The organism is Sporosarcina siberiensis (assembly GCF_042681925.1).
Lineage (GTDB): Bacteria > Bacillota > Bacilli > Bacillales_A > Planococcaceae > Sporosarcina > Sporosarcina siberiensis.
On record NZ_JBHUGI010000004.1, the window covers coordinates 55,260 to 80,426 of the forward strand.

Genomic DNA, 25,167 nt, shown 5'->3' on the forward strand with positions numbered 1-25,167 from the left:
GAGTGCAGATCGGCGACTCCAGCGGGATTAGCGCGAGTTGAAGACCCCACAGGAGCGTGGTTTTCGCGACGAGGAGGCTGAAGCCGTGCCCCTAAGAAGAATGGTTTATATTCTTCGCTAGTGGAAAGCGTCCGATCGGAACGGAAATCAACGGGTAATAATAGGTATTTTTAGTTGCATATGTATTGTACAACAACAAAAAAATGCGGAATCCTGTCGAGTTGGACAGGGTTCCGCCTTTCTTTTATTGGAATAAATTAATAGACGTAATGATGATTGGTATTGCAAATACATCGATTAAAAATGCACCGACAATTGGCACGACAAGAAATGCTTTTCGAGATGGACCGAAACGTTCAGTAACAGCAGCCATATTCGCCATTGCATTCGGAGTTGCACCTAAACCATGACCTGTAAATCCAGCGACCATTACCGCAGCATCGTAATCTTTGCCAAGCGCACGGAACAAGATGAAAATTCCGAAAAGAGCTATGAAGACAACTTGTACAAAAACAATTACGAGTAAAGGTAAAGCTAAGTTCGCAACTTCCCAAAGCTTAATGCTCATAAGTGCCATTGTTAAGAAAATTCCAAGCGTCACATCACTTATTAAACCAACACTCTTCATATCTACCACTTTCGGATTGAATTTATCCACAATGTTACGAACAATAACAGCTACGAACATTGCACCTACATAACCTGGAAGAACAAAACCGGTTGCTGTAGAGAACAGTCCGCCTAAATACGTACCAAGGGACATACAAAATGTAATGAGTAAAAGTTGTGTGAAAAACTTATTTGTTTCGATTGGTTTTTCTGTATCTACTATTGGCATTCCTATATCTTCATCTGTTTCACTCGGTTTTAAATCGTATTTCGTAATTAAATACTTAACGATTGGACCCCCGATGAGACCACCTGCGACAAGACCAAATGTTGCAGCCGCTACACCAATTGAAAGTGCCGAATCGATGCCGAGATCTTCAATGGTTTGCCCGAAAGCAGTTGCAGCTCCATGTCCGCCTTCCATTGATACAGCACCAGCCATCAATCCGATAAGCGGATGTAGATTGAATAAATAGGCCATTGAAATACCGATTACGTTTTGTGCAAGAGCTAAAACTCCACATGCCAACCAGTAAATGACCAGAAGTTTTCCGCCAAGTTTAACGAGTTTAAAACTCGCTCCTAAACCGACAGTAGTGAAAAAAGTAATCATGAACAGACTTTGTAGAGACGTGTCGAGAGTAAATTCCAGCCAGCCGAGTGATTTAAACAGGGTGGCAAATAAAGCGAAAAGCAATCCGCCGACTACCGGAGCTGGAATGCAAAACTTTTGTAAAACTCCAACTTTCTTTACTAAAAATGTACCTAAAACTAAAAGTCCGATGGCAAGAAAAATAGTTGTTATTTGATTGATTTCTAAATTCATTTATTTCCCCCCAAAAATGATGTGATTGCTTCATTAACTAAATATGCACCAAGTTTTACCGTTCGATTATTTTCATCTAAAATAGGATTGACTTCGGAAATATCAAATGAAAGCGTCTTCTTATTTGACGCGACAGTTTGAATAATTGCACGAACCACTTTTGGGTCGAGACCGAATGGTGAAGGTGCGCTAACGCCAGGTGCGAAAGCTGCATTTAAAACATCCGTACATAATGTAAGCATAATAAAATCGTGTTTATCGATAAAATTGTTCAAAACAGATTCAGTGTTACCGGTCGTCATTTGATCTTCGTAAACATATTCGACACGAAGTTCGTCTGCTTTATCAAACAGTTCTTTGGTGTTCCCGTATCGCTGAATTCCAAGAACTAGGTAATTACTATTACTGTCTGTATCCAAAATTTGTCTGAACATCGTACCGGAAGAAGTTTGTTCTTCGTAAGAACGTAAGTCAAAATGGGCGTCGATGTTAATGATTCCAAGTGAAGCATCACTACCAATGAATTTACGAACGCCGGAATAATGACCAAAAGCTGTTTCGTGTCCACCTCCAAGAATGATTGGTGTACCATTGTTCGTTAAAACTTTTGAAACAACATTCCCTAAGTTTTTCTGGGCTTGTTCGAGTTCACTTCCAATACATTCAACAGTACCGATATCCACTAAACGTTTGTCGTCCGAAAACATCCAAGGAAGCTTTGCCAATTCTTTTCGCAATTCGTTTGGTGCCGCAGCAGCTCCGAGTTGGCCCTTATTTCTACGAACGCCTTCTTCGGATTCAAAACCGATGAGTGCACATGCCTTATTTACCGACTTAGAATCTTCAACTTCTACCAATTCGATTATTTGGTGAATCCTAAAACTCGATCTATTTGTATGATGGTCGATTCTTCCGGACCAAATACCTTCAGGAACCTTCTTCATTCGTAAACATCCTTTCCGAACTTTCAGATATGTGTTGTTCTAAATTATATATGAGCAAACTTATAAAATCTAATATAGTATTGATATGAATTGATAGCCTGTACCTATAAGTGTGGAAGGAGAATAAACATGGATTTAAAACAATTGAATTACTTTGTACAAATTGTTGAGCATATGAGTTTTTCAAAAGCAGCACATAAATTGCATATTTCCCAGCCTTCATTAAGCAATGCGATTAAAAACTTGGAAAGTGAACTGGGTTTTCAGCTGCTTGAGCGAAGTACAAGAACAATCAAATTAACAGAAGCAGGAAATGTCTTGTACGGTAGAGCACTTCATTTATTGTTGGAAATGGATATTGTTGAGAAGGAAATGAAAGAGGTAAAACTTATTGGGAATGGAGAACTTGAAATCGGAATGATTGAATCGGTTAAGCAGTGGATACCGAAAGTTATTGTCCATTATAATGAAGAGTTTCCAAATATGAAAATTAAACTTATGGAAGTTTTAAGCGGTGCGGATGTTAAACGCTCTTTACGAAAATATGAAACACATGCAATCATTACAAATCAACCGATTCATGAATCCGATATTGAAACGGTTCCCCTGTATAATGAAAATCTTGTTCTGGTTGTACATAAAAGCCATCCACTCGCAAATGAAAAGACAATTGGACTGAAAGAACTTGAAAATGATTCGTTCATTATAACGAGCGAAGGTTTTCAAACGAGAGATGATGTATTAAAAGCATTTCAGTTTGAACAAGTTACTCCATTGATAAAATATGAAATTAACCGTTTTGAAACGGCATTAAGTTTGGTGCGTGAAAATTTAGGGATTGCATTGATTCCCGAAAGTTATCTAGAAGGGCCACAAGATCATGAAATTATTCGTAAAAAAATTGATTCGCCAACATTAAACCGAACCGTTTATTTAACATATATGAAAAATAGATATCTTTCGCCAGCAATTCTAAGGTTTATAGAAGGAACAAAAGAATATTTCAAAGTGAATACGTACTAAAAATGCATGTTCGAATGAATTCGTTCGCTTCAACAGGATTCCGATATTTCAGAAAATGGTTTGTGAATCAATTCAAGATATGGTAAATTGACTATGAAGATACGGAACTTAGAAACTAATGAGCGAAGGAGCTGATGGTCGATGAAGAGTGCAATTGAAGAAGTACGATCAGTAGTTGAAGAGGTATTTGACCATTTACATAAGAACCCTGAGATAAGTTGGAAAGAATTTGAGACGACGAACTATTTACAAGGTTTAATGGAAAAAGAAGGCTTTGATGTAACGACTTTTGACGATACGACAGGATTAGTTGTGAATGTGGGATCTGGTGGGAAATGTGTGGGAATTCGCGCAGACATCGATGCACTTTGGCAAGAAGTAGACGGTGTATACCAAGCGAATCATTCATGTGGACATGATGCACATATGACGATAGGTGTAGGTGTGATGCTCGTTTTGAAAAAATTGGGCTATCCAAAAGAGGGGCGCTTGAAAGCGATTTTCCAACCTGCTGAAGAAAAAGGAAAAGGCGCACTCGCATTCGTAGAAAAAGGTATTGTCGATGACGTGGATTATTTGTATGGTGTTCATTTACGCCCCATCCAAGAAATTGGCCACGGCTATTCATCACCTGCAATTATGCACGGTTCTGCAAAAATGGTCTCTGGAACAATAACAGGAACAGATACGCACGGTGCGAGACCTCATCTTGGTGAGAATGCGATTGAAGTCGGTTCACTTCTTGTACAAGGACTGAAAGCAATCCATTTAGATCCAATGGTTCCGCATTCGGTAAAAATGACGATGTTCCAAGCGGGCGGAGAATCGGCGAATATTATTCCAGGAAACGCGGTCTTCAGCTTGGATCTTCGAGCGCAAACAAACACGGTCATGATTGAATTAATGAATAAAGTGAAGAAAGTAGTTCGTTCTGTAGCCGCGATGACAGGCGTTGAAATCGATTATGAAATTGGTTCTGAAATCGCAGCAGCCGAGGTCGATGAAGCGGCCGTTGAAATGATGGCACAAGCTATTACAGAAACTGTGGGTGAAGAATATCTGACAGAACCAATTGTTACACCGGGCGGAGAAGATTTCCATTACTACACATTAAAAAGACCGAATGTAAAAGCTACAATGCTCGGACTCGGTTGTGATTTATCCCCAGGACTGCATCACCCGAAAATGACGTTTAATAAAGAAAGTATCGTAACGGGCATTGAAATCCTAGCGCGAGCAGTAATTCTATCCTTCGAACGAATCGAAGAAGAGGGAGTGTTTACGTGACTGAATTTGTAACGGTTCGGAGCTTGAAAACAACAACGGAAATGAAACTGATACAAAGCCTAGAAACAATTATTTGGGGAGTTCAGCCGGTTCCAGTGCACCAAACATTTACCTCCACGAAAAATGGGGGATTAATGTTAGGTGCTTTCATTAACAATGAAATTGTGGGGTTCTCCTACGGATTTCCTGGAGTGATTAATGGGAAGCTTCATTTATGTTCTCATATGTTGGGCATTCATCCTGATTACCAACAACGGGGCATTGGCAAAGCATTAAAAGATGAACAACTGATTCAAGCAAAAGAACTGGGCTACGATCTTATAAGATGGACATTTGATCCACTTGAAAGTCTAAATGCTTATCTCAACATTTCAAAACTTTACGGGATTTGCGATACGTACTTAGAAAATTGCTACGGCGAGATGGAAGACGGACTGAACCATGGTCTACCATCAGACAGATTTAATATCGACTGGTGGATTACGAGTGAACGCGTCCAGGAAAAGTGGAGCCCGGATATTTCAACGTACGAATGTCCTTTTCCAATCCATTACAGCGAACAAGGGAATCCTGAACTTACCGTCGTAGAAATTCCAACCAACCTCGAAGGAATTGAAGTTCCAGTCCCGCATGACTTCCAGTTCATCAAGAAAAACGAACCTGAACTCGCCCTCGATTGGCGCATGAAAACAAGAGAAATCTTTCAAACTTTGTTTAGTGCTGGTTATTGCGTAGTCACGGTCAAGCTCTCAACCGACAGAGTCCATTTCTATCAATTGGTTAAAAAAGATACGATTCCTTTATTAACAATCTAATGCCGAAAAATACTTACAAGTAGAACTTCCAAACGATTCACTCCCAATAGAGTTTGGTTTTTCTAGTGGATTTTCACATAAATGTGTAAGCGTAACTCCATGTATAGAACCTGAAAACAGTATTTTAAAGCCTTGGAAGCCATTTGGATATTGCTTCAGATTCGCTAGAGTATAATGAACTCTTTGTTCACGGAGATTATGTACGAGAGATTCCAACTGTAAAATAAAAAATAAGACGCGTCACAACTGAGTTGAATCAGTTGTGACGCGTTTTTTTGGTTATCCGACAGTTCGAACATTATATCCGACATTGAGCGAAGAAAATCCGACAGTTCTGGCATTGTATCCGACACTTCAACAGTTATATCCTCAAAACAATTCTAAAGAATCAGTGATAATTGGCCAAATGCATTGAATTCAAAAGATTGTCTTGAACTAATATGTATAATTGTATACAATTATACATATAGACATGAAGGAGTGAGTGCATGAGCCAGTTTTCAGTTCCATGTGTCGTTTACAGAGGTGGAACGAGTAGAGGATTGTTTTTCGATGCGAAGGATTTACCCGATGATCGGCAAGAGATGGAACAAATCTTTATAAATGGTATTGATTCCTATAATGTATCCCAAGTAAATGGACTGGGAAGCTGAACTTCTCATACGAGTAAAGTGGTTGTGATTGGCCCTCCTTCAGTTGATGGGGCAGATATTAATTATACGTTTTATCAAATTGGAATTGGCGAAGAAGTCGTTGATGATAAAGGCACTTGCGGAAATTTAATGGCAGCGGTGGGTGCTTATGCCGTTGACGAACAAATGGTTGCTGCAGGTGGAAATACGGATGTGCTTGTGAATGCGTTCAATACAAATATCGATAAGATGATCCGCATAAGAGTGCCTATTATAAACGGCAAGGCCCGAGTAACGGGGGATTATCAAATGTCTGGACTCACTTTATCGGGGGCTAAATACAATGTGGATATATTATCGCCAGGTGGCGGGAAAACGGGCAGCACATTTCCTTTAGGAACATCAACAGACATTGTTGTTAATGAAAAAGACCTTCATGTTTCTGTAGTGGATATTGTGAATCCGTTTGTATATATAAGTCAGGAATCCGTAAAACACTTTTCAGAGGAAGAACTACTGGCTTTCCTTGAATCAACAAGATGTGAAATTTCGGTTCAATCGGGATTGACGAATTCAATAGAGGAAGCAACCGTTGCGCCGGCAATACCTAAAATCGCACTTGTTTCCCCCCCGCATGATTATGTGACGTCTTCAGGAAGAGAAATAAAGAAAGAAGAAATAGACATTGTTGCAAAGATGGTTTCAATGGGACGTTTTCACAGGACGTTTGCTGGAAGTGGTTTATACAATTTAGCGGCAGCAACGCTTCTACCTGGGACGGTTCCAAATGATTGTTCTGGAATGACGGATACTGGAAAGATGCGAGTCGTTCGAATCGGTCATCCAGATGGAATTGCGGAGGTACAAGTGCAGTTAAACAATGAAAGTACAGATGTGGAATCTGTAGGACTTGAACGAACAGCACGGAGAATAATGAAGGGGAATATATATATTCCCGAAAAAAATGAGGAGGAATAAATATGTCGGATCGTATTACAAAATCATTAGCTGAATTTGCAAAAGGGGTAACGTATGAAAGCTTGTCAGAACCAGTTGTTGCGGAAGTAAAGAGGCGTGTTATTGATACACTTGCTTGTTTGATGTCGGGATATGAATTTGATGCATCTACTGCGGCAAGAAAGCTTTCTTACCTGTATGAGAAACAAGGCGGGGCTTCTGTTATTGGTACGGATAAAAAGGTTGCGGTCGATTATGCAACGTTTGCAAATGGGACAGCGATTCGTTATTTGGACTACAATGATACGTATTTATCGGTAGAGCCATTGCATCCAAGTGATGTTATTGCACCTCTATTCGCACTTGCTGAGGAACGTAAAATTTCAAGTAAGAAATTAATCGCTGCAATTGCAGCGGCTTACGAAGTGGGCGTTAATTTCTGTGATTCAGCAAGCTTGAAGTCAAATGGTTGGGATCATGTAAATTATATAACGGTTGCAACGGTTGTTGGCGGAGCGAACTTGCTTGATTTTACGACAGAACAAACAGAACAAGCTCTAGCACTCGCAATTGTTCCTCATGCGGCAATGCGACAAACGAGAAACGGTGAAATTTCCATGTGGAAAGCAGCGGCAGCAGCCAATGCGGCACGTAATGCTGTTTTTGCAATACAACTTGCTGAATGCGGAATGAAGGGACCTTTTGAACCGTTTGAAGGAACGATGGGAATGAATTATCAAATGCTCGCTCAAAAGTTAGACGCGGAAGCTGTTGGGAAAAAGTTCGAAAACGTTGTCAGTCCAGAAGGAATTTTAAAGACGTACGTGAAAAATTGGGCAGTAGAATACATGACGCAAAGTGCAATTGAAGCTGCTTTGACTTTATATGAACAAATTGACTCTGCAGATGACATTGAACAAGTGCATATTGAAACGTTCCAAATGGCTTATGATATTTTAGCGAAAGACGAGCAAAAATGGGCTCCAGAAACTAGAGAAACTGCGGATCACTCGCTTCCTTTTATTGTTATGGCAGCACTTGAAGACGGTGGAATTAATCTAGATACATTTTCACCAGAACGACTTTCGGTTGAGAAAACATTAAGTCGTTTGAAATCCATCATGACTATTGAAGTAACGGATGAAATGAACGCTGGTTATCCGGACGGAAATCCAAATCGAATTACGCTATTGATGAAAGACGGACGAAAGTTGGTAGAGATTGTGAAACATCCTGCAGGTCATAGTGGTAATCCATTTTCGGATGAAAAGATCGAAGAGAAGTTTTTCCGTTTAACACAGAACTTTATTACTGAAGAACAACAAATAAAAGGATTGAATATATTGAAAGACTTTGAGAATTTAACAGATTACGAAGAGCTTGTAAACTGTTTTCATAGAAAAGCGGAGGTGCTTGTATGAGCTGGCTCGTACGAAACCAAGAAGAAAATCCAATCGTTACTTTACGCAATTTACTTAATTCAGATACTGGAATTATTCAAATTCCCGGATCGCATGACGCAATGGCCGCGTTACTTGCGAAGGAGCAAGGATTCAATACATTATATCTTTCAGGTGCTGCATTTTCAGCAAGTTTAGGTTTACCAGATCTTGGGTTAATTACACTCACTGAACTTGCGATGCGGACTAGAGAAATTACACGTGCAACGGGATTACCGCTGTTAGTAGACATAGATACTGGATTCGGAAGTGTTTTAAATGTCACAAGAACTGTTCAAGAATTGATGGATGCTGGAGCGGCGGCGATTCAAATGGAAGATCAGGAATTGCCGAAGAAATGTGGCCATTTAAACGGTAAGAAACTTGTTTCAACAGAAGATATGGTTCAAAAAGTGATTGCCGCACGAAAAGCCAGTCCAGACATCGTAATTGTTGCACGAACAGACGCGAAAAGTGTTGAAGGAATAGATGCTGCAATCGAGCGAGCAAAGGCGTATATAAAAGCTGGAGCCGATGCGATTTTCCCAGAGGCACTTCAAACAGAAGAAGAGTTCAGACGTTTTGCGAAGGAAGTGGATGCACCTCTACTTGCGAACATGACTGAGTTTGGGCAAACGCCTTATTTCAGCGCACAACAGTTCGAAGAATGGGGCTATAAAATGGTCATTTATCCAGTGACTTCATTACGCATTGCATCGAAAGCGATTTCAGACGTCTATCAATTAATTAAAGAAACAGGGTCGCAAAAAGATGCGGTTGAAAAAATGCAAACACGTAAAGAGCTTTATGAAACCCTTAACTATTTCGAGTATGAAGAATTAGACAGCACAATCTCTAAAACGATTTTGGATTGAAGAGGAGTTGGATTCGGGTGAAGTACTCTGAGATTAAAGATAAAACATATTCTACATTAGAAGTAGATAAAATAGTATATCGTTATTTCCAACTTGAAACGCTGGAAAATGAAGGTATTGGAGAAATTTCTACTCTGCCGTTTTCTATAAAAGCATTGCTTGAAAGTGCTGTGCGTCAATTTGATGGGAAATATATTACGGATGAACATATACAACTCATTGCGAACTGGCACAAGACTCAGTATAGCAACAGCGAAATTCCGTTTAAACCTGCAAGAGTTGTGTTACAGGATTTCACGGGAGTCCCGGCAATTGTCGACCTTGCTGCAATGAGAAGTGCGGTTACAAATTTAGGTGGAGACATCGGCCGTATCAATCCACAAATTGCTGTAGATTTGGTTGTCGATCATTCCATTATTACCGAAGCTTCTGGTAATGAAAACTCATTTCATTTAAACTTGGAGCTCGAATACGATCGAAATGCGGAACGTTATCGTTTTGTACGATGGGCACAACAGGCTTTTGAACAATTTAGAGTTGTTCCGCCCGCATCTGGAATCGTCCATCAAGTCAATTTGGAGCATTTAGGAACTTCCGTCATTACAAAAGAGCAAAACGGCGGAACGGATGTTTATTTAGACACGGTTGTCGGAACGGATTCACATACTCCGATGATCAATGGACTTGGCACAATCGGGTGGGGTGTTGGTGGAATTGAAGCTGAAGCAGCGATGCTCGGGCAACCTCTCTTTTTCGTCGTACCACAAGTTGTTGGAATTAAACTGAACGGGGAAATGTCTGAAGGTTCAACGGCAACGGATTTAGCATTAACAGTAACAAATGTGCTTCGCAAAAAAGGAGTTGTCGGAAAGATTGTTGAATTTTTTGGCCCTTCATTAAGCGAAATCTCTTTGGCGGACCGAGCAACAATTTCAAATATGGCTCCTGAATACGGCGCAACAATGTCCTTTTTTCCGACAGATGACGTGACGATGGACTATTTGAAACTCACTGGAAGAGGTCGATATGTCGAGCTTTCAAAAGCGTATCACCAAGCACAGGGGCTTTATCGCACAAATGAAACACCTAATCCTGTATTTACCGATGTAGTTGAAATTGATTTGTCTAAAATTGGTCCAACATTGGCAGGACCTAAAAGACCTCAAGACAAAGTAAGTCTTTCGGATATGAAGGAAGCCTTTACGCGTTCGATTTCAGCGCCGTTAACGGATCAGGGCTATGCTTTACCAAGTACGGAATTGAAACGAACTGTACAATTGAACGAATCTAAAGAGCAATTGAATACAGGATCCATCGTGCTTGCAGCCATTACGAGTTGCACTAATACATCGAACCCCCATGTAATGATTGCGGCGGGTTTACTTGCAAAAAAAGCATTTGAAAAGGGTCTTTTCACGCCAAGTTATGTGAAGACGAGTCTTACACCAGGTTCTACTGTTGTTACGAAGTATTTACAGGAGTCTGGGTTGCTGTTTTATTTAGAGAAGCTCGGATTTTATGTGGATGGGTATGGTTGCGGTGCTTGTTGCGGAAATACGGGACCTCTTTCAGAAGAAGTGGAAACTGCGATTACAGAAAATGAGCTCATTGTTTCGTCTGTATTAAGCGGTAATCGGAATTTTGAAGGTCGCGTTCATCCTCTTATAAAAGCGAATTATTTAGCTTCCCCTCCTTTAGTCGTTGCCTATGCAATTGCTGGGACGGTTCAAAAGGATTTAGTGTCGGAACCTTTAGGTGTGAATCAAGAAGGACAGAATATTTATTTGCGCGATATTTGGCCTTCATCAACAGAAATCGAAAAAGTCATTGCGTCTACCATTGACTCAGATTTGTTTAAGCGTCAGTATGCCGATATTTTCAGCAATGAACGATGGGATGCCATTGAAGCACCTGTAGGTCCATTATATGAATGGGACAAGGAATCTTCTTACATACAGGAATCTCCTTTCTTTAAGGCTGGTAATCAAAACGAAGTGTTGGAGTCTAATATGAGGGATATGAATGTGTTGTTGCTGTTGGGCGATTCGATTACGACGGATCATATTTCACCAGTAGGGCATATTGGAATCACGTCATCTGCGGGACGTTACTTGACGACACAAGGTGTTTCACCGAGGCAATTTAATTCATATGGATCTCGAAGGGGAAATCATAATGTGATGGTGCGCGGAACGTTTGCGAATGTGCGCTTGCGTAATGGTCTTGCGGATGGAAAAGAGGGCGGTTTTACGAAGTTTTTGCCGAGTGGCGAAATCTTGCCTGTTTATGATGCGGCTATGAAGTATGAGGAGATGGATAAAAACCTTCTTGTAATTGCGGGGAAAGAGTACGGCACCGGAAGTTCTAGGGACTGGGCTGCTAAGGGGACTGCTTTGCTAGGTGTGAAAGTTGTACTGGCGGAGAGTTTCGAGCGGATTCACCGAGATAATCTTGTTGGTATGGGTGTTCTTCCGCTGCAGTTTTGTGCTGGGGAGAGTGCGATTGGATTTAGTTTAGATGGAACGGAGCGTTATGATATTATTGGGTTAACGGAGATGCCGACACCGAGGCAGCTTGTGAGTGTTCAGGTGACGGATGTGGATGGTGCTGTTCGTGCGTTTGATGCAGTTGTGAGATTGGATAGTATGATTGAAGTTGAGTATTATAGGAATGGTGGAATCTTGCCGTCTGTTATGCAGGAGCTTCTGAGTTAGGGTTTCTCGTGGATTGTGGTTTCCAATACCGTTTGGCGCTTGCGATGGCCTGGTTTCGGCGCCTGCAGGATGCAGGTGTGCAGCTATTGCCGCAGGACGCGGCGCACTTTGGCTGCCTTCCTTTAGGTTTGACGCTTCTGCGCTAGTTTAGTTCATTGTAATAGGATTTTATTTGTGAGGTTTCTATTATGATTTGGATTAGGGAATTATTGGTTTGTGGGATTGTGACTCTACTCATCATTTTTACTTTTAGGATGTCCTGTTGATTGGAGTGCAGAGTGGCGACTCCAATGGGATTAGCGGGACAGTCGAGACCCCGCAGTGAAGCGATAGCGATCGAGGAGGCTCGACGCCCGCCCCATGGAACGCGTCCACTCGGAACGCAAATCAACTGAGATTATGGACCACACTATATTAACGGACTTTTTCAGTTCCCTCTTGCGTTGCACCCTTGTCCACTCAATATTGCTTTTGTGGTATTGGTATTTGTTTTAAATTAAGGAAGGACGATTATAAATATGAATGTGAAAAGAAAATCATCTGCAGATATTGCATATGATGCAGTTAGGATTAAGATTATTGAACTGGAGTATGCTCCTGAGAAACAGCTTGTGGAGGAAGAATTGTCGGCTCAGTTGAACGTGAGTAGGACGCCTCTTAGGCAAGCACTTTATCGGCTTGAATTGGAAGGTTTAATTATTAAACAGGCAAATGGTCGGATGCATGTTGCTCCGATTACGTTGGTGGAAGCTGAGGAAGTATATAAAGTCCGTGAAGTGATTGAGGGATTATTGGCGCGAGAGGCAACGCTCAATATGACGGATGAAAAACTTCATCAGTTAGAGGATGTATTGGTTTTGATGAAGCTTGCGGCTGAGCAGGGACGTATTGAACATACGATTATGTATGGTAGTGAATTTCATTCGAAGTTATATGCATTAAGTTCAAATCAAACAGCGAAGCGTTTAATGGAACAGTTGGATGGTCAAATTGAACGTTATCGGAGAATTAGCGGGTATAAAAATCCAGAGTACAGTCCGATTTTACCGGTGCATGAACATGAAGAAATTATGAAATATATTCGTGAGAGAAATGCGGATATGGTTGAAGAGGAAATGCGGAAACACATAATGCGTAATTTAACGGTTGCTAAAGAGACGTTATTGCTTTCTTTGGAGAACTAATACGACGATGATTCAATTGAATCATTGTCTTTTTTTATCTGGAATTACGGCAAGACGAAATTCATTATAAGGAGATTTCAAAATGATTGATTTGCGAAGTGATACTGGAACGTTGCCGACGGATGAGATGCGTGAGGTGATGAAGAATGCTGTGGTGGGTGATGATGGAAGAGGAACGGATCCGACAGTTGCGAAGTTGGAGGAGCTTTCCGCTGAAATATTTGGAAAGGAAGCTGCGTTATTTTGTAATAGTGGGACGATGGCCAATATCGTTGCGGTTTTAACGCATGTGAAGCGCGGGGAACGAATTGGAATCGATCCGAATTCACATATTTATTCTTCGGAGACATCCATCTTTATGGAGGACTATTTTGGTAGAAAAGCAGAGTTTTACAGAGCGAATTCTATGGGACGCCCGGAAATGTCGGATGTACGGAATTTAATCGAAAGGCGGCAAATACAATTGCTTTGTTTTGAAAACACACTTGGTTTTTACGGCGGAACTTGTTTAACTGCGGAAGAACTTGCGGATTATTGTTTTGAGGCGCAGAAGCATAATATTCCCGTTCATCTCGACGGGGCTCGTATTTTTAATGCTGCTGTTCATTTAAATGAAAAAGTTTCGGAACTTACTAAATCGGTAGATACGGTTATGTATTGTTTATCGAAAGGACTGGGTGCACCAGTCGGGTCCGTTCTTTGTGGCTCCAAGGAATTCATTACACAAGCGCGTAAGACACGAAAGGCACTTGGTGGAAATATGAGGCAATCGGGTATTGTAGCTGCTGCTGGGATTATTGCCTTACAGGATGCTGACCGTCTGAAGGATGATCATTCACATGCACAGATGTTATTCAAGGCGATTGCCCATAATCCATTGATTCGAATCAATGATGCTTCTATTCAGACAAATATAATTAAGATTGACATTTCCACTTCTGGAATGAATCTGCGTGAATTTGTAAACGGGTTGAAAAAAGAAGGTGTACTTGTAAAAGAAGTTGATGGCCAGCATATAAGATTAGTGCTGCATAAGGATATTTCTACCGTTCATGTTGGTGAAGCAGCTGATAGTATCAATAGGTTCTTAAAGTAATAAATAACCGTGAACTTTATGAACAAAATGATTTATAAAAACATTATAAACACTATTTTCAGAACATTCTATATTGGCAGAGTTTATATATACTAAATAAGAACGATAAAAAGGGGGAATACATCAATGATGAAACGCAATTTATTTTTACTAGTTTTTGCATTAGTAATGGCAACAATATTAGCAGCTTGTAGTTCGGATAAGGCAGAGGCACCAAAAGAAGAAGATAAAGCAGATGCAGCAGAAACTGAAACAACAACAGAAACAGAGGCAGAAACAGAAGAAGAAGAAGCTTGGAAACCAAGTAAGCCGATTGAGTTCATTGCTCCAGCAGGTGCTGGCGGTGGATGGGATACAACGGCAAGAACAGTAGCAAAAGTTATGGAAGAGCAAAAAATTGTGGAACAGCGTATGGCAGTTGTAAATAAGCCAGGCGGTGGAGGAGCAATTGGTTGGGCATACATTAATGAAAAAGATACAGATGATCATTTACTATTTCCAACATCACCACCAATTATGTTTGTGCCTTTAAATGGACAATCCGATTTAGGACATAAAGATTTCACACCACTTGCGGCACTTACAGGCGACTATGCTGCATTTATCGTGAAAGCGGATTCACCTTTTGAAAATATGAATGATTTGGTCGATGCAATGAAAGCGGATCCAAGTTCAGTGGTAGTTGTAGGAGATTCAGCGCCGGGTAGTATGGATCACATGCAGTTCATCAAAGCAGTTCATGCGGCAGGTGTAGATGCAAAAGGCGTTAAATATGTATCTTCACAAGACGGTGCAGGTATGACAATGCTTTTAGGAGGACAAGTTCAAGTCTATTCTACTGGTATGGGTGAAGCGATTGAACAAGTTCGCGCAGGAAATGTCCGCGTTCTAGGTATTACAGCGGCAGAACGTCTTACAGGTGACGTTGTAAAGGATTTCCCAACACTTGTAGAACAAGGAATCGATGATACGTTCGTTGTTTGGCGTGGAATTATGGGGCCGGGCAATATGAGTGCTGAAGCTGCAGAGTTTTATGAAAACGCTTTAAAAGAAATGTCAGAATCAGATGCATGGAAAGCTGAGCTCGAGCGTTACGGATGGGAGTCTAACTGGATGGGTAGTGAAGAATTCAGTACTTTCCTGGATGAGCAATATGACATTATGGATCAGTTAATGAAGGAAATTGGACTAAGAAACTAACAGATATTTATACCTGGAGGGTGGTCATTTGCACCATCCTTCTTGTTCTTTTTGACAACGTTAGTGAGGAGTGAGTGTATGTCTATACGAAATATGGATCGAAAAGTTGCGTTAATTCTTATGGCTATTGCAGTTTTTTACTTGATTTTATCTTACCAACTTCCTGATTTTGCATTTGTCGAAATAGACGCAGATGCATTGCCTAAGGGCTTGGGTTTTTTACTTCTTATATTATCTGTTCTACTATTTATTCATAACAATCCAGAAACAGAAGAGGAGATTAAAAAAAGAACTTTGAAAAAAGAGGATAAAATGTTGTTGATTTATACATTGATTGCTCTTTTACTCTTTGTTTTCTTTTTAGAAATACTTGGATTTGTTTTAAGTACCGTTATTTTCTTAATCGTTACGATGAGAATGTTTGAGTATCGAAATTGGACACGCAGTATTATCGTTTCCATTGTTTTTGCACTTATTTTGTATTTCTCATTCAATTACGTACTCAAAATTTATCTCCCTCAGGGAATTCTGCCATTTTAAAAGGAGATGATCATTAATGGAGACATTTGATAGTATACTATACGGATTTCAAGTAGCGCTTACTTGGCAAAACGTCATGTTTGTTTTCATCGGAGTATTAGCGGGAACAATCATTGGAATGTTGCCCGGTTTGGGGCCAATTAGTGCTATTGCAGTAATGATTCCTTTAAGTTATGGAATGGATCCTGCATCTGCATTGATTTTAATGGCTGGTGTGTATTACGGTGCAATCTTTGGTGGGTCTACATCTTCTATTCTATTAAATGCACCGGGAATCGCTTCTACTGTAGCGACAACTTTCGACGGTTATCCACTTGCACAGCAAGGGAAAGCAGGAAAGGCATTAGCGATTGCAGCACTATCATCCTTTGTTGGAGGAACCGTTGCAACGATAGGTTTAATGTTAGTGGCGCCCCAACTTGCAAGAGTTGCGATTACCTTTGGTCCGACAGAGTATTTTGCATTAATGCTTTTAGGTTTAACTGCAATTGCATCTTTGTCTGAAGGATCTACGATAAAGGCATTTATATCCGCAACTGTTGGGATTATGGTAGCAACCATTGGTATTGATGGTCAAACGGGTACGCAACGTTTTACGTTTGGCAATGCAAAACTTTTTGATGGGATTGATTTTTTAGTAATTGCTTTAGGATTATTTGCATTAGCAGAAGTTACGTCCTTAATCATTACGCGTAAGGAAAGTCTCTTTAAAAGTGGAAGCAGTATCGGAAGTTTAAGGATTACAAAAGCGGAAGCTAAAGCAATGGCAGGACCTGTAAGCAGACAATCCGTATTCGGCTTTTTCGTAGGAGTGTTGCCTGGTGCGGGTGCGACAATTGCGTCGTTTTTAGCTTATTTCTTTGAAAAGCGGATTGCTAAAAATCCAGATTCATTTGGAAAAGGAAACGTCGTTGGAGTAGCGGCACCTGAATCCGCAAACAATGCAGCGGCAGGAGGATCATTCGTTCCGTTATTAACACTCGGAATTCCAGGGTCTGGAACTACGGCGATAATGTTAGGAGCGTTACTAGTAGTAGGTGTTCAACCAGGACCCATGTTGTTGAATGATCATCCCGATATCTTTTGGGGAGTTATTGCGAGTATGTACATAGGAAACGTTATGTTGCTTGTATTGAACTTACCGTTGATTCCTTATATTGCTAAAATCCTTTACATTCCAAAAGGGATGTTGATATCACTGATTCTCATATTTTGTTTAGTTGGTGTATATGGTGTGAGTTTTAGTCAGTTTGATTTGTATGTGCTGATTATATTTGGTGTAATTGGGTATGCGATGCGCTTACTATCATTCCCGGCAGCGCCGTTCATACTGGCCTTCATTTTAGGCGGTATGATGGAACAATCATTCCGGCAAGCACTAACAATCTCAGATGGTAGTTTACTCATTTTTATGCAACGTCCGATTTCAGGAACGTTAATAGTGGTGGCACTTGCTTCACTGTTAATACCTGTTTTAATTCGGAAGTATATCATTCGGAAAAATAGGATGAAAGGTGTTTTATAAAGTGGGGGGAGAGAACATTCTCCCCTTTTTTTATTTCTCATTTATTCGGTAAAGTCTTTCGGGTCTACCGACTTGTCCATATGCAAGTTCCGCAGTGATTGAATCTATTGAAACCATATATTCCAAATAACGTCTTGCGGTTGTTCGACTCATTCCAACGTGTTTTCCAAAGTCTTCTGCCGTCACGCCTTGGCCTGTAAAAGCACTTATTTCTCCTCGGATCTTTTTTAGAGTGAGAGGATCGATTCCTTTAGGTATCTCTTGTTCATACGCCAATTCTTTTCTTTTATTATGAAGCAACTGGTCGACATCTTCTTGATCCACGTCATCAATGGTCGTCATTTGAAGTCGGTTTTCTACATATTTGGCCAGCGTTTTTTCAAAGCGCTCAAAAAGTACGGGCTTGATAATGTAATCGATGACGCCTCCTCTAATCGCTTCTTGAACGGTTTCAATTTCTTTCGCAGCGGTGATTAAAATAACATCCGTTGAACGATGATGGTTGCGTATATGCCAAAGCATGTCAATCCCATTTCCGTCTGGAAAATAAACATCTAGAAATACTAAATCAGGTTTGTATGTGAGAAGCTTTTCTTTCGCTTCTTTTATCGTGGAGGCAATCCCGCATACTTCAAAGCCTTCTAATCGTTCGGTGAATTTTTTATTGATATCTGCTACCCGGAAATCATCTTCCATTATGAGTACGCGTATCTTCTGCAAGTTCATTTCCTCCTGTCTTTGGGATGACTACAACAAAAACAACCCCACCCATTTCATTCTTGGACACCGTAATGTAACCGTTTAAGTCTTTCAAGGACTCTTTAACTAAATACAGGCCAAATCCTCTGTTTTCTTCATTTTTTGTGCTAAATCCTTTATCAAATATCAATTCAAACATATCCTCTTCAATGCCAACGCCGGAATCTTCAATTTCAAAAATGAAATCATTTCCCAAATCCGTCATAAATAAATGAACTTCACTTTTCGGATTATTGGATACCAAAGTAGCTTCAAAGGAATTATCTAGTAAATTTCCTAAAATGGTCACTAGTTTTTCACGTTGAAAATCTTTAGGTAGGGTACCGAGTGAACTGTCTTTATTGATAATGAAGTTTACTTTCAATTCATGTGCACGTGTATATTTGCCTAATAGAAAAGCACTTATTAATGTATCGGGAACAGCACCTAGTAAAAAGTGAATCAGTTCCTCATAGTTGCTGGTCTCTTTAATAATAATTCCAAGCGCTTCTTGATAGGAGCCTAATTGAATCAAACCAGAAATTGTGTGAAGTTTATTGGAATACTCATGCGTCTGAGAACGTAGAACCTCTGCATATTGTTGAACTTGAGACAGTTCGTTTGATAGTTGTTCGATGTCGGTTTTTTTACGAAAGCTGGATACGACACCTGTCACTTTTCCGTCCGTAATTATGGGGACACGACTAGCAATGACATGATTGTCTCCAATCATCATTTCTTTGTTAAATTGGGTTTCTCCATCGGTTAGAACATTAAGCATTTTTGTATTCGGTAACACTTCTAAAATATGTGTTTGTAAAATATCTTCTCTTGGCTGAATACCTAAAATAGTGTAAGCAGCATCATTTATCATTGAAATATTTCCTTTGTCGTTGATTGCAATAATCCCTTCGTGGACGGATTGCAAAATGGCACTTCTTTCTTCAAATAAACGGCCAATCTCTTTTGGTTCCAATCCGAAAATCGCTTTTTTCACGCCTTTAGCAATTTGGTACGATGCAATAATGGCTATGGCTAAGAACAGAAGTACTGTTAAAATGATTTTGTTTTCATATTGCTGAATAATTTCTTCCATATTAATATTTAGAAAGCCAACAGAAACAAGTCCGATGATCTGACCTGTTTCATTTAATATAGGAGCCTTTCCTCTTAAGGAAGGTCCAAGCGTCCCTTCCGACTGTGATATATAAGAAATGCCGTCTTCTAATGCAAGTGCATTATCCCCGCCGACCATCTTTTTCCCAACTTGATCGGGGTTTGGATGTGAATAGCGTATGCTGTCCATATTTCCGATTACGATAAATTCAGCGCCTGTTTTCATGCGAAGATTTTCGGAAAATGGCTGAATCACTTCTTCGGGATGTGGAGAGTCAAATGCGTCGCGTATGGATGGCATGCTGGCAACAGTTACAGCTAAGTCAAGGGCCCTTAACCCGATATGTTCTTCAATAGAAGTTGACAAAATCGTATTGAATATTGTGCCTAATACAATGATGATCATTAAAAACAAACTGAAGATCAGCATCACAATTTTAGTTTGTAATTTTATATTATGAATATATTTAGCAACCATTTCGAATCATCCTTCATTCGTCCATATGTTCTCATACTCTCTATTGTAATCGATTACATTAATAAAAACAGGTAGTTTTCGGAAAAGTGGGTGAAGTCTGTAAATTGGTGAATTTTGAGTGGAGCAGTTTAATTAAAACTCAAGCCTTTTTCGAACATGATTAACATACGTCTGGCTCACGGGAAGTTCTGTTCCGTCTTTTAGTTTGATGACCAAGCCAGATGAGAAATCCCTTGAAATGCACTGAATGAATGGAATGTGAACGATGTACGAACGATGAATACGTAAGAAGGAGTTCGGTAAACGAGTCTCTAGATTTTTCAAAGTGTGAATGGCGCTGTAGGTTTTATTGGCAGCATAAAACCATGTTTTCTTTTGCAAGCTTTCTATATGGGAGATGTGTTCAAGCGGAACAGGACACCATGTTTCTTCATGTTTGCCGGTAAGTAGATGTAGAGGTTCATTTTTAAGAAAATGCGATGGCGGCAAAATAACGACTAACACACCAGGCTCATCTTTCACATGAATGGGGTACCCAATGCCGTAATAGGAAACACCGAATACAGAATCATCCACTAACGCATCCACTTTGCAATTCTTTTTAAAGGTCATTTCCGCAATGCTTCCTTCTTTAACGGTTTCTCCTTTGGATAGATGAATGTTTGGAATGCCGGCGCTGTAGTGAATGTAGCGCCCCTTAACGGCAATTGCGATGGACGCATCTTTCGGAATCCAATCTTCTAAAATCGTTTTGATTTGGTTCAGTTCTTTATTCTCCACACGTTTTCCCCCTTTAAATAATTTTGATTTCATCTCTCTCTATTCACATCTGTCTCGTAATAAGTCGTCTTGTCGTAATTTTGTGACAAATTAAATATTCTGTTATACATTAGTATATAACAACTCCAACTGTTATGAAACAGCGAGAGTTAATTATTTTTTTTATTAAACAATAGCGTTAAAAAAATGGGAAGGTGTGGTAGATATGGTTACACGTAAAGAGCAGGCGGCACAGTTGGAAGAGAATTGGTTAAATGATGCAAGATGGAATGGAATTGAACGAACGTACACAGGAGAAGATGTTGTAAAACTAAGAGGTTCCATTCAAATTGAACACACACTTGCAAGAAGAGGTGCAGAGAGACTGTTTAAGTCCATCCATGAAGAAGATTTTGTCAACGCACTTGGGGCACTTACTGGAAATCAAGCAGTACAACAAGTAAAGGCGGGTCTAAAAGCCATCTACTTAAGCGGTTGGCAAGTAGCTGCAGATGCAAACTCGGCAGGTCAAATGTATCCGGACCAAAGTTTGTACCCAGTAGACAGTGTTCCAAATGTTGTGAAGAAAATTAACCAAGCACTTCAACGTGCAGACCAAATCGACCATGTGGAAAATACAGACGGTTTTGACTGGTTCGCACCGATTGTCGCAGATGCAGAAGCTGGTTTTGGCGGACCCCTAAACGTTTTTGAATTAATGAAAGCAATGATAGAAGCGGGAGCAGCGGGTGTTCATTTTGAAGATCAATTGGCTTCTGAAAAGAAATGCGGTCACTTGGGTGGTAAAGTACTCCTTCCTACGCAAAATGCAATCCGGAACTTAATTTCCGCAAGGCTTGCAGCAGATGTAATGGGTGTTCCAACGATTATTATTGCAAGAACAGATGCAGACGCTGCAGACTTAATTACAAGTGATATTGACCCACTGGACCATAAATTCATAACAGGAGATCGCACGCCAGAAGGTTTCTTCCGTACAACACCAGGTATTGACCAAGCGATTGCAAGAGGGCTTGCGTATGCTCCTTATGCAGATTTGGTTTGGTGTGAAACGTCGGATCCGAATTTGAAAGAAGCACAAAAATTTGCCGATGCAATCCATGCAGAATTCCCTGGTAAACTTCTTGCGTACAATTGTTCACCATCGTTTAACTGGAAAGCGAAATTGAATGATGAAGAAATTGCAAACTACCAAAAAGAGCTTGGTAAAATGGGCTATAAATTCCAGTTCGTTACTCTTGCCGGATTCCATGCTTTGAATCATGCAATGTTTGAACTGGCACATGACTATAAAGACAATGGCATGGCGGCGTACTCGAAATTGCAACAGGCTGAATTTGCGAGTGAATCTAAAGGATACACAGCAACAAGACATCAACGTGAAGTGGGTACAGGATATTTTGATGAAGTGTCTCAAGTGATTTCAGGTGGAACATCATCCACAACTGCAATGAAAGGTTCAACTGAAGAAGCGCAATTTGCTATAAAATAAACAGTAAAATCTCCTTCAGATTGAGGTCTGAAGGAGTACTACTACAAAAAATGGAGGAGATTCATATGAGAAGAAAAATGACGAAGAAGATAACTAGAAAGCAGAACGAAAAAGAGTGTCGCGAGTGTGGAAACCAAATTATTGAACAACAAGAATCGGTTTTATATGAGTGTGAGCGCTGTATCGGTAAGCATGAAGGATAACTGAAAACGTCTCTGTCCCTACTAAAGGATCGGAGGCGCTTTCATTTATAAATTAAATCATTTTGGGGGATGTGACATATGGAGAATTATATAAAAAAAGGAAGGATCCAAGTTTCACAAGTACTTTATCGTTTCGTAAATACAGAAGTGCTTCCTGGGACTGGTTTAAAACAAGAACTGTTTTGGTCCAATTTGGATACACTCATTCACAATTTGGTTCCAGAAAATAAGTTGTTGCTATCAGAACGTGAACGAATTCAAAAAGAACTCAATGGCTGGCATAAAGCAAATAAAGGAACAAATGATTTTGAGGCATATAAAACGTTTTTACATGAGATTGGGTATCTGGAACAATCTGTGGAAGATTTCAATGTCACGACTCAAAACGTAGACCGAGAAATAGCGAGTCAAGCCGGACCTCAGTTGGTTGTTCCTATTGATAATGCACGGTATGCGTTAAACGCCGCGAATGCACGTTGGGGAAGTTTGTACGATGCACTTTACGGAACAGATGTGATTCCGGGTGGTGAAGATGAATTGTATCAAAAAGGCTATGATCCACTGCGCGGTGCGAAGGTAATTACGTATGCCAAAACGTTTCTCGATACTGCCGCACCTTTATCAAGAGGATCTCATCGCAATGTTGAAAACTATCAAGTTGTGAATGGTGAACTGTTTGCAACACTTTGTGACGGAGAACGAACGGGTTTAATTGAAATCGAAAAGTTCGCAGGTTATCAAGGAACAGAAGAAAAACCGACAGCACTCCTTCTATTAAATAACGGTTTGCATATTGAAATTCAAATTGATACTACGGATAAAATAGGTCAATACGATATTGCCGGCGTAAAAGATATTTATTTAGAATCTGCATTATCTACACTTATGGATTGTGAAGACTCAATTGCGGCTGTTGACGCAGATGATAAAGTGGCTGTCTATCGCAACTGGCTTGGGTTGATGAAAGGGGATCTAACTGTAACTTTTGGCAGAGGTGGAAACATTGTTACACGTACGCTGAATGCGGACCGAACGTATACTTCGCCAACAGGTGAAATCCTTACGTTACCGGGTCGATCTCTTATGTTTGTTCGAAATGTAGGACATTTAATGACGAACAATGCGATTCTAGATCAAGATGGAAATGAAATCCCAGAAGGTATATTGGATGGTGTGATGACGGCTTTAATAGCCAAACATAATTTAGGTGCGGACGTGAAATTTAGAAACTCAGAAAAAGGTTCCATTTACATTGTAAAACCAAAGATGCACGGATCTAAAGAAGCAGCATTTGCGAACACACTCTTTGATGCGATTGAAGATCTATTAGAGTTGGAACGGCACACACTGAAAATCGGTTTGATGGATGAGGAACGTCGAACTTCCTTGAATTTGAAAGCCTGTATTCATGAAGTGAAAGATCGCATTGCATTTATTAACACCGGTTTTCTAGATCGTACTGGAGATGAAATCCATACGTCAATGGAGGCAGGTGTGATGATTCGAAAAAATGAAATGAAAACAACATCATGGCTCAAGTCTTACGAAACGTCCAATGTGGCGGTCGGCATCAATTGTGGGTTACCGGGTCATGCCCAAATCGGAAAAGGAATGTGGGCGATGCCGGATCTAATGAGTGCGATGCTCGAACAGAAAATTGCTCATCCGAAATCTGGAGCGAGTACAGCTTGGGTTCCATCACCAACTGCTGCAACTTTACACGCCCTTCATTACCACGAAGTGAATGTTGAGAATGTCCAAAAAAGTGTCGATCGTTTCGTAGAGTTGAACGATCAAATATTGGAAATCCCACTTGCCCAAAATCCGACATGGACTTCAGAAGAAATTCAGGCAGAACTCGACAATAATGCTCAAGGGATTTTAGGATACGTCGTTCGTTGGATTGACCAGGGGGTAGGATGCTCAAAAGTGCCGGATATCAATAATATCGGACTTATGGAAGACCGTGCAACGTTACGAATTTCCAGTCAACATATTGTCAACTGGCTATACCACGGCATTTGTAACGAAGAACAAGTACTGGAAACACTGAAACGAATGGCCAAAGTTGTCGACGAGCAAAACGCGGGAGATAACTATTATGAAGCTATGACCCCGAACTATGATGAATCCATTGCGTTCTCCACAGCTTGCGATTTGGTGTTTAAAGGAATTGACCAGCCAAATGGATATACCGAACCCATTTTACACAAACGTCGTATTGAAGCAAAAGCGAAAAAACGTGTTGCCCTGAATGAGCAACAGAGTGTTCGATAAAAGAGAGGGAGGGGATCTGGTATGACGAATACAGAGCAAGCGACGAAAATCTGTCGTGAGTGCGGTTGTGAAATCATCGAACAAGTAGAATCTTCATTATATGAATGTGAACGCTGCATCGGTTCACACGAAGAATGAAATAGACACGGCTTTTTTCCGAATAGTGGAAGAAAGTCGTTTTTATTTGCGGAAGATTTGGTTTGCTTGCACTCCTCTGTCGTTTGGTTGCACTCCACCAGTATTTGCTTGCAAGTTGGGTCTTTCGTTGTACGCAAGGATAGTCTTTTGTGTAATGAAATAGATATACAGGTTGAAAATATCGAAACCTAAATCTTCAGAAGATTTGCCATTGTGGTTTTATTATTATTCTGCTAATATATAAGAGGTATTATCTATTAAAAGCTAGAAAACATAAAA

At 40.3% G+C, this 25,167-nt stretch carries 20 protein-coding genes and 1 pseudogene; 16 read left to right on the forward strand and 5 right to left on the reverse strand.

What is annotated here, in order from left to right; genetic code table 11:
• Positions 1–244: 244 nt before the first annotated feature.
• A complete protein-coding gene (gene gltS, locus ACFSFY_RS01660) occupies positions 245–1,435 on the reverse strand; it encodes a sodium/glutamate symporter (RefSeq protein WP_381535437.1) in 1,191 nt (396 codons plus the stop codon).
• On the reverse strand, positions 1,432–2,379 hold the full coding sequence (hutG, locus tag ACFSFY_RS01665) for a formimidoylglutamase (protein ID WP_381535438.1): 948 nt from the start codon (positions 2,377–2,379) through the stop codon (positions 1,432–1,434). The genes gltS and hutG overlap by 4 nt, the downstream gene beginning before the upstream one ends.
• 129 nt (positions 2,380–2,508) lie before the next feature.
• Between hutG and ACFSFY_RS01670 the strand changes: the two genes are divergently transcribed.
• The 12 genes and pseudogenes from ACFSFY_RS01670 (at position 2,509) to ACFSFY_RS01725 (ending at position 17,666) form a co-directional block, all read left to right on the forward strand.
• Positions 2,509–3,402, forward strand: coding sequence for a LysR family transcriptional regulator (locus ACFSFY_RS01670; protein ID WP_381535439.1), 894 nt, complete (start codon positions 2,509–2,511; stop codon positions 3,400–3,402).
• Between the two features lie 141 nt (positions 3,403–3,543).
• Complete coding sequence (locus ACFSFY_RS01675; RefSeq protein ID WP_381535440.1) at positions 3,544–4,689, forward strand: M20 peptidase aminoacylase family protein; 1,146 nt, start codon at positions 3,544–3,546, stop codon at positions 4,687–4,689.
• Entirely contained in the window at positions 4,686–5,504 is an 819-nt protein-coding gene (locus ACFSFY_RS01680) for a GNAT family N-acetyltransferase (protein WP_381535441.1), read from the forward strand. Before ACFSFY_RS01675 ends, ACFSFY_RS01680 begins: the two co-directional genes overlap by 4 nt.
• A 488-nt stretch (positions 5,505–5,992) precedes the next feature.
• Positions 5,993–7,114: pseudogene (locus ACFSFY_RS01685) on the forward strand (PrpF domain-containing protein).
• A gap of 2 nt (positions 7,115–7,116) precedes the next feature.
• Positions 7,117–8,514, forward strand: coding sequence for an MmgE/PrpD family protein (locus ACFSFY_RS01690; protein ID WP_381535442.1), 1,398 nt, complete (start codon positions 7,117–7,119; stop codon positions 8,512–8,514).
• Positions 8,511–9,407, forward strand: a complete 897-nt coding sequence (gene prpB, locus ACFSFY_RS01695; protein ID WP_381535443.1) for a methylisocitrate lyase — start codon at positions 8,511–8,513, stop codon at positions 9,405–9,407. The genes ACFSFY_RS01690 and prpB overlap by 4 nt, the downstream gene beginning before the upstream one ends.
• Before the next feature lie 17 nt (positions 9,408–9,424).
• On the forward strand, positions 9,425–12,121 hold the full coding sequence (gene acnA, locus ACFSFY_RS01700; protein WP_381535444.1) for an aconitate hydratase AcnA: 2,697 nt from the start codon (positions 9,425–9,427) through the stop codon (positions 12,119–12,121).
• A gap of 518 nt (positions 12,122–12,639) precedes the next feature.
• Entirely contained in the window at positions 12,640–13,305 is a 666-nt protein-coding gene (locus ACFSFY_RS01705) for a GntR family transcriptional regulator (protein ID WP_381535445.1), read from the forward strand.
• Between the two features lie 82 nt (positions 13,306–13,387).
• The gene (locus ACFSFY_RS01710; protein WP_381535446.1) at positions 13,388–14,401 is read left to right on the forward strand and encodes a threonine aldolase family protein; all 1,014 of its coding nucleotides are present in this window, start codon (positions 13,388–13,390) and stop codon (positions 14,399–14,401) included.
• 126 nt (positions 14,402–14,527) lie between these two features.
• Entirely contained in the window at positions 14,528–15,601 is a 1,074-nt protein-coding gene (locus tag ACFSFY_RS01715; protein WP_381535447.1) for a tripartite tricarboxylate transporter substrate binding protein, read from the forward strand.
• 78 nt (positions 15,602–15,679) lie between these two features.
• Positions 15,680–16,141 (forward strand): tripartite tricarboxylate transporter TctB family protein, encoded by a 462-nt coding sequence (locus tag ACFSFY_RS01720; RefSeq protein WP_381535448.1) that lies wholly within the window; start codon positions 15,680–15,682, stop codon positions 16,139–16,141.
• A gap of 16 nt (positions 16,142–16,157) precedes the next feature.
• Positions 16,158–17,666, forward strand: a complete 1,509-nt coding sequence (locus ACFSFY_RS01725) for a tripartite tricarboxylate transporter permease (protein ID WP_381535449.1) — start codon at positions 16,158–16,160, stop codon at positions 17,664–17,666.
• Positions 17,667–17,696: 30 nt separating this feature from the next.
• Here the strand turns inward: ACFSFY_RS01725 and ACFSFY_RS01730 are convergent, their stop codons facing one another.
• From ACFSFY_RS01730 to ACFSFY_RS01740, 3 genes are all read right to left on the reverse strand, one after another.
• Positions 17,697–18,386, reverse strand: coding sequence for a response regulator (locus ACFSFY_RS01730; protein WP_381535450.1), 690 nt, complete (start codon positions 18,384–18,386; stop codon positions 17,697–17,699).
• Positions 18,352–19,998 (reverse strand): ATP-binding protein, encoded by a 1,647-nt coding sequence (locus ACFSFY_RS01735; RefSeq protein WP_381535451.1) that lies wholly within the window; start codon positions 19,996–19,998, stop codon positions 18,352–18,354. Before ACFSFY_RS01735 ends, ACFSFY_RS01730 begins: the two co-directional genes overlap by 35 nt.
• 132 nt (positions 19,999–20,130) lie before the next feature.
• A complete protein-coding gene (locus ACFSFY_RS01740) occupies positions 20,131–20,778 on the reverse strand; it encodes a LytR/AlgR family response regulator transcription factor (protein WP_381535452.1) in 648 nt (215 codons plus the stop codon).
• A gap of 205 nt (positions 20,779–20,983) precedes the next feature.
• Between ACFSFY_RS01740 and aceA the strand changes: the two genes are divergently transcribed.
• The 4 genes from aceA (at position 20,984) to ACFSFY_RS01760 (ending at position 24,888) form a co-directional block, all read left to right on the forward strand.
• The gene (gene aceA, locus ACFSFY_RS01745; protein ID WP_381535453.1) at positions 20,984–22,270 is read left to right on the forward strand and encodes an isocitrate lyase; all 1,287 of its coding nucleotides are present in this window, start codon (positions 20,984–20,986) and stop codon (positions 22,268–22,270) included.
• 65 nt (positions 22,271–22,335) lie between these two features.
• Entirely contained in the window at positions 22,336–22,473 is a 138-nt protein-coding gene (gene yhfH, locus ACFSFY_RS01750) for a protein YhfH (RefSeq protein WP_381535454.1), read from the forward strand.
• Positions 22,474–22,551: 78 nt separating this feature from the next.
• Positions 22,552–24,750: a malate synthase G gene (locus ACFSFY_RS01755; RefSeq protein WP_381535455.1), complete on the forward strand. Its 2,199-nt coding sequence runs from the start codon at positions 22,552–22,554 to the stop codon at positions 24,748–24,750.
• A gap of 21 nt (positions 24,751–24,771) precedes the next feature.
• Positions 24,772–24,888 carry a YhfH family protein gene (locus tag ACFSFY_RS01760; RefSeq protein WP_381535456.1) on the forward strand — a complete coding sequence of 39 codons (117 nt, stop codon included), beginning with the start codon at positions 24,772–24,774 and terminating at the stop codon, positions 24,886–24,888.
• Positions 24,889–25,167 lie beyond the last annotated feature (279 nt).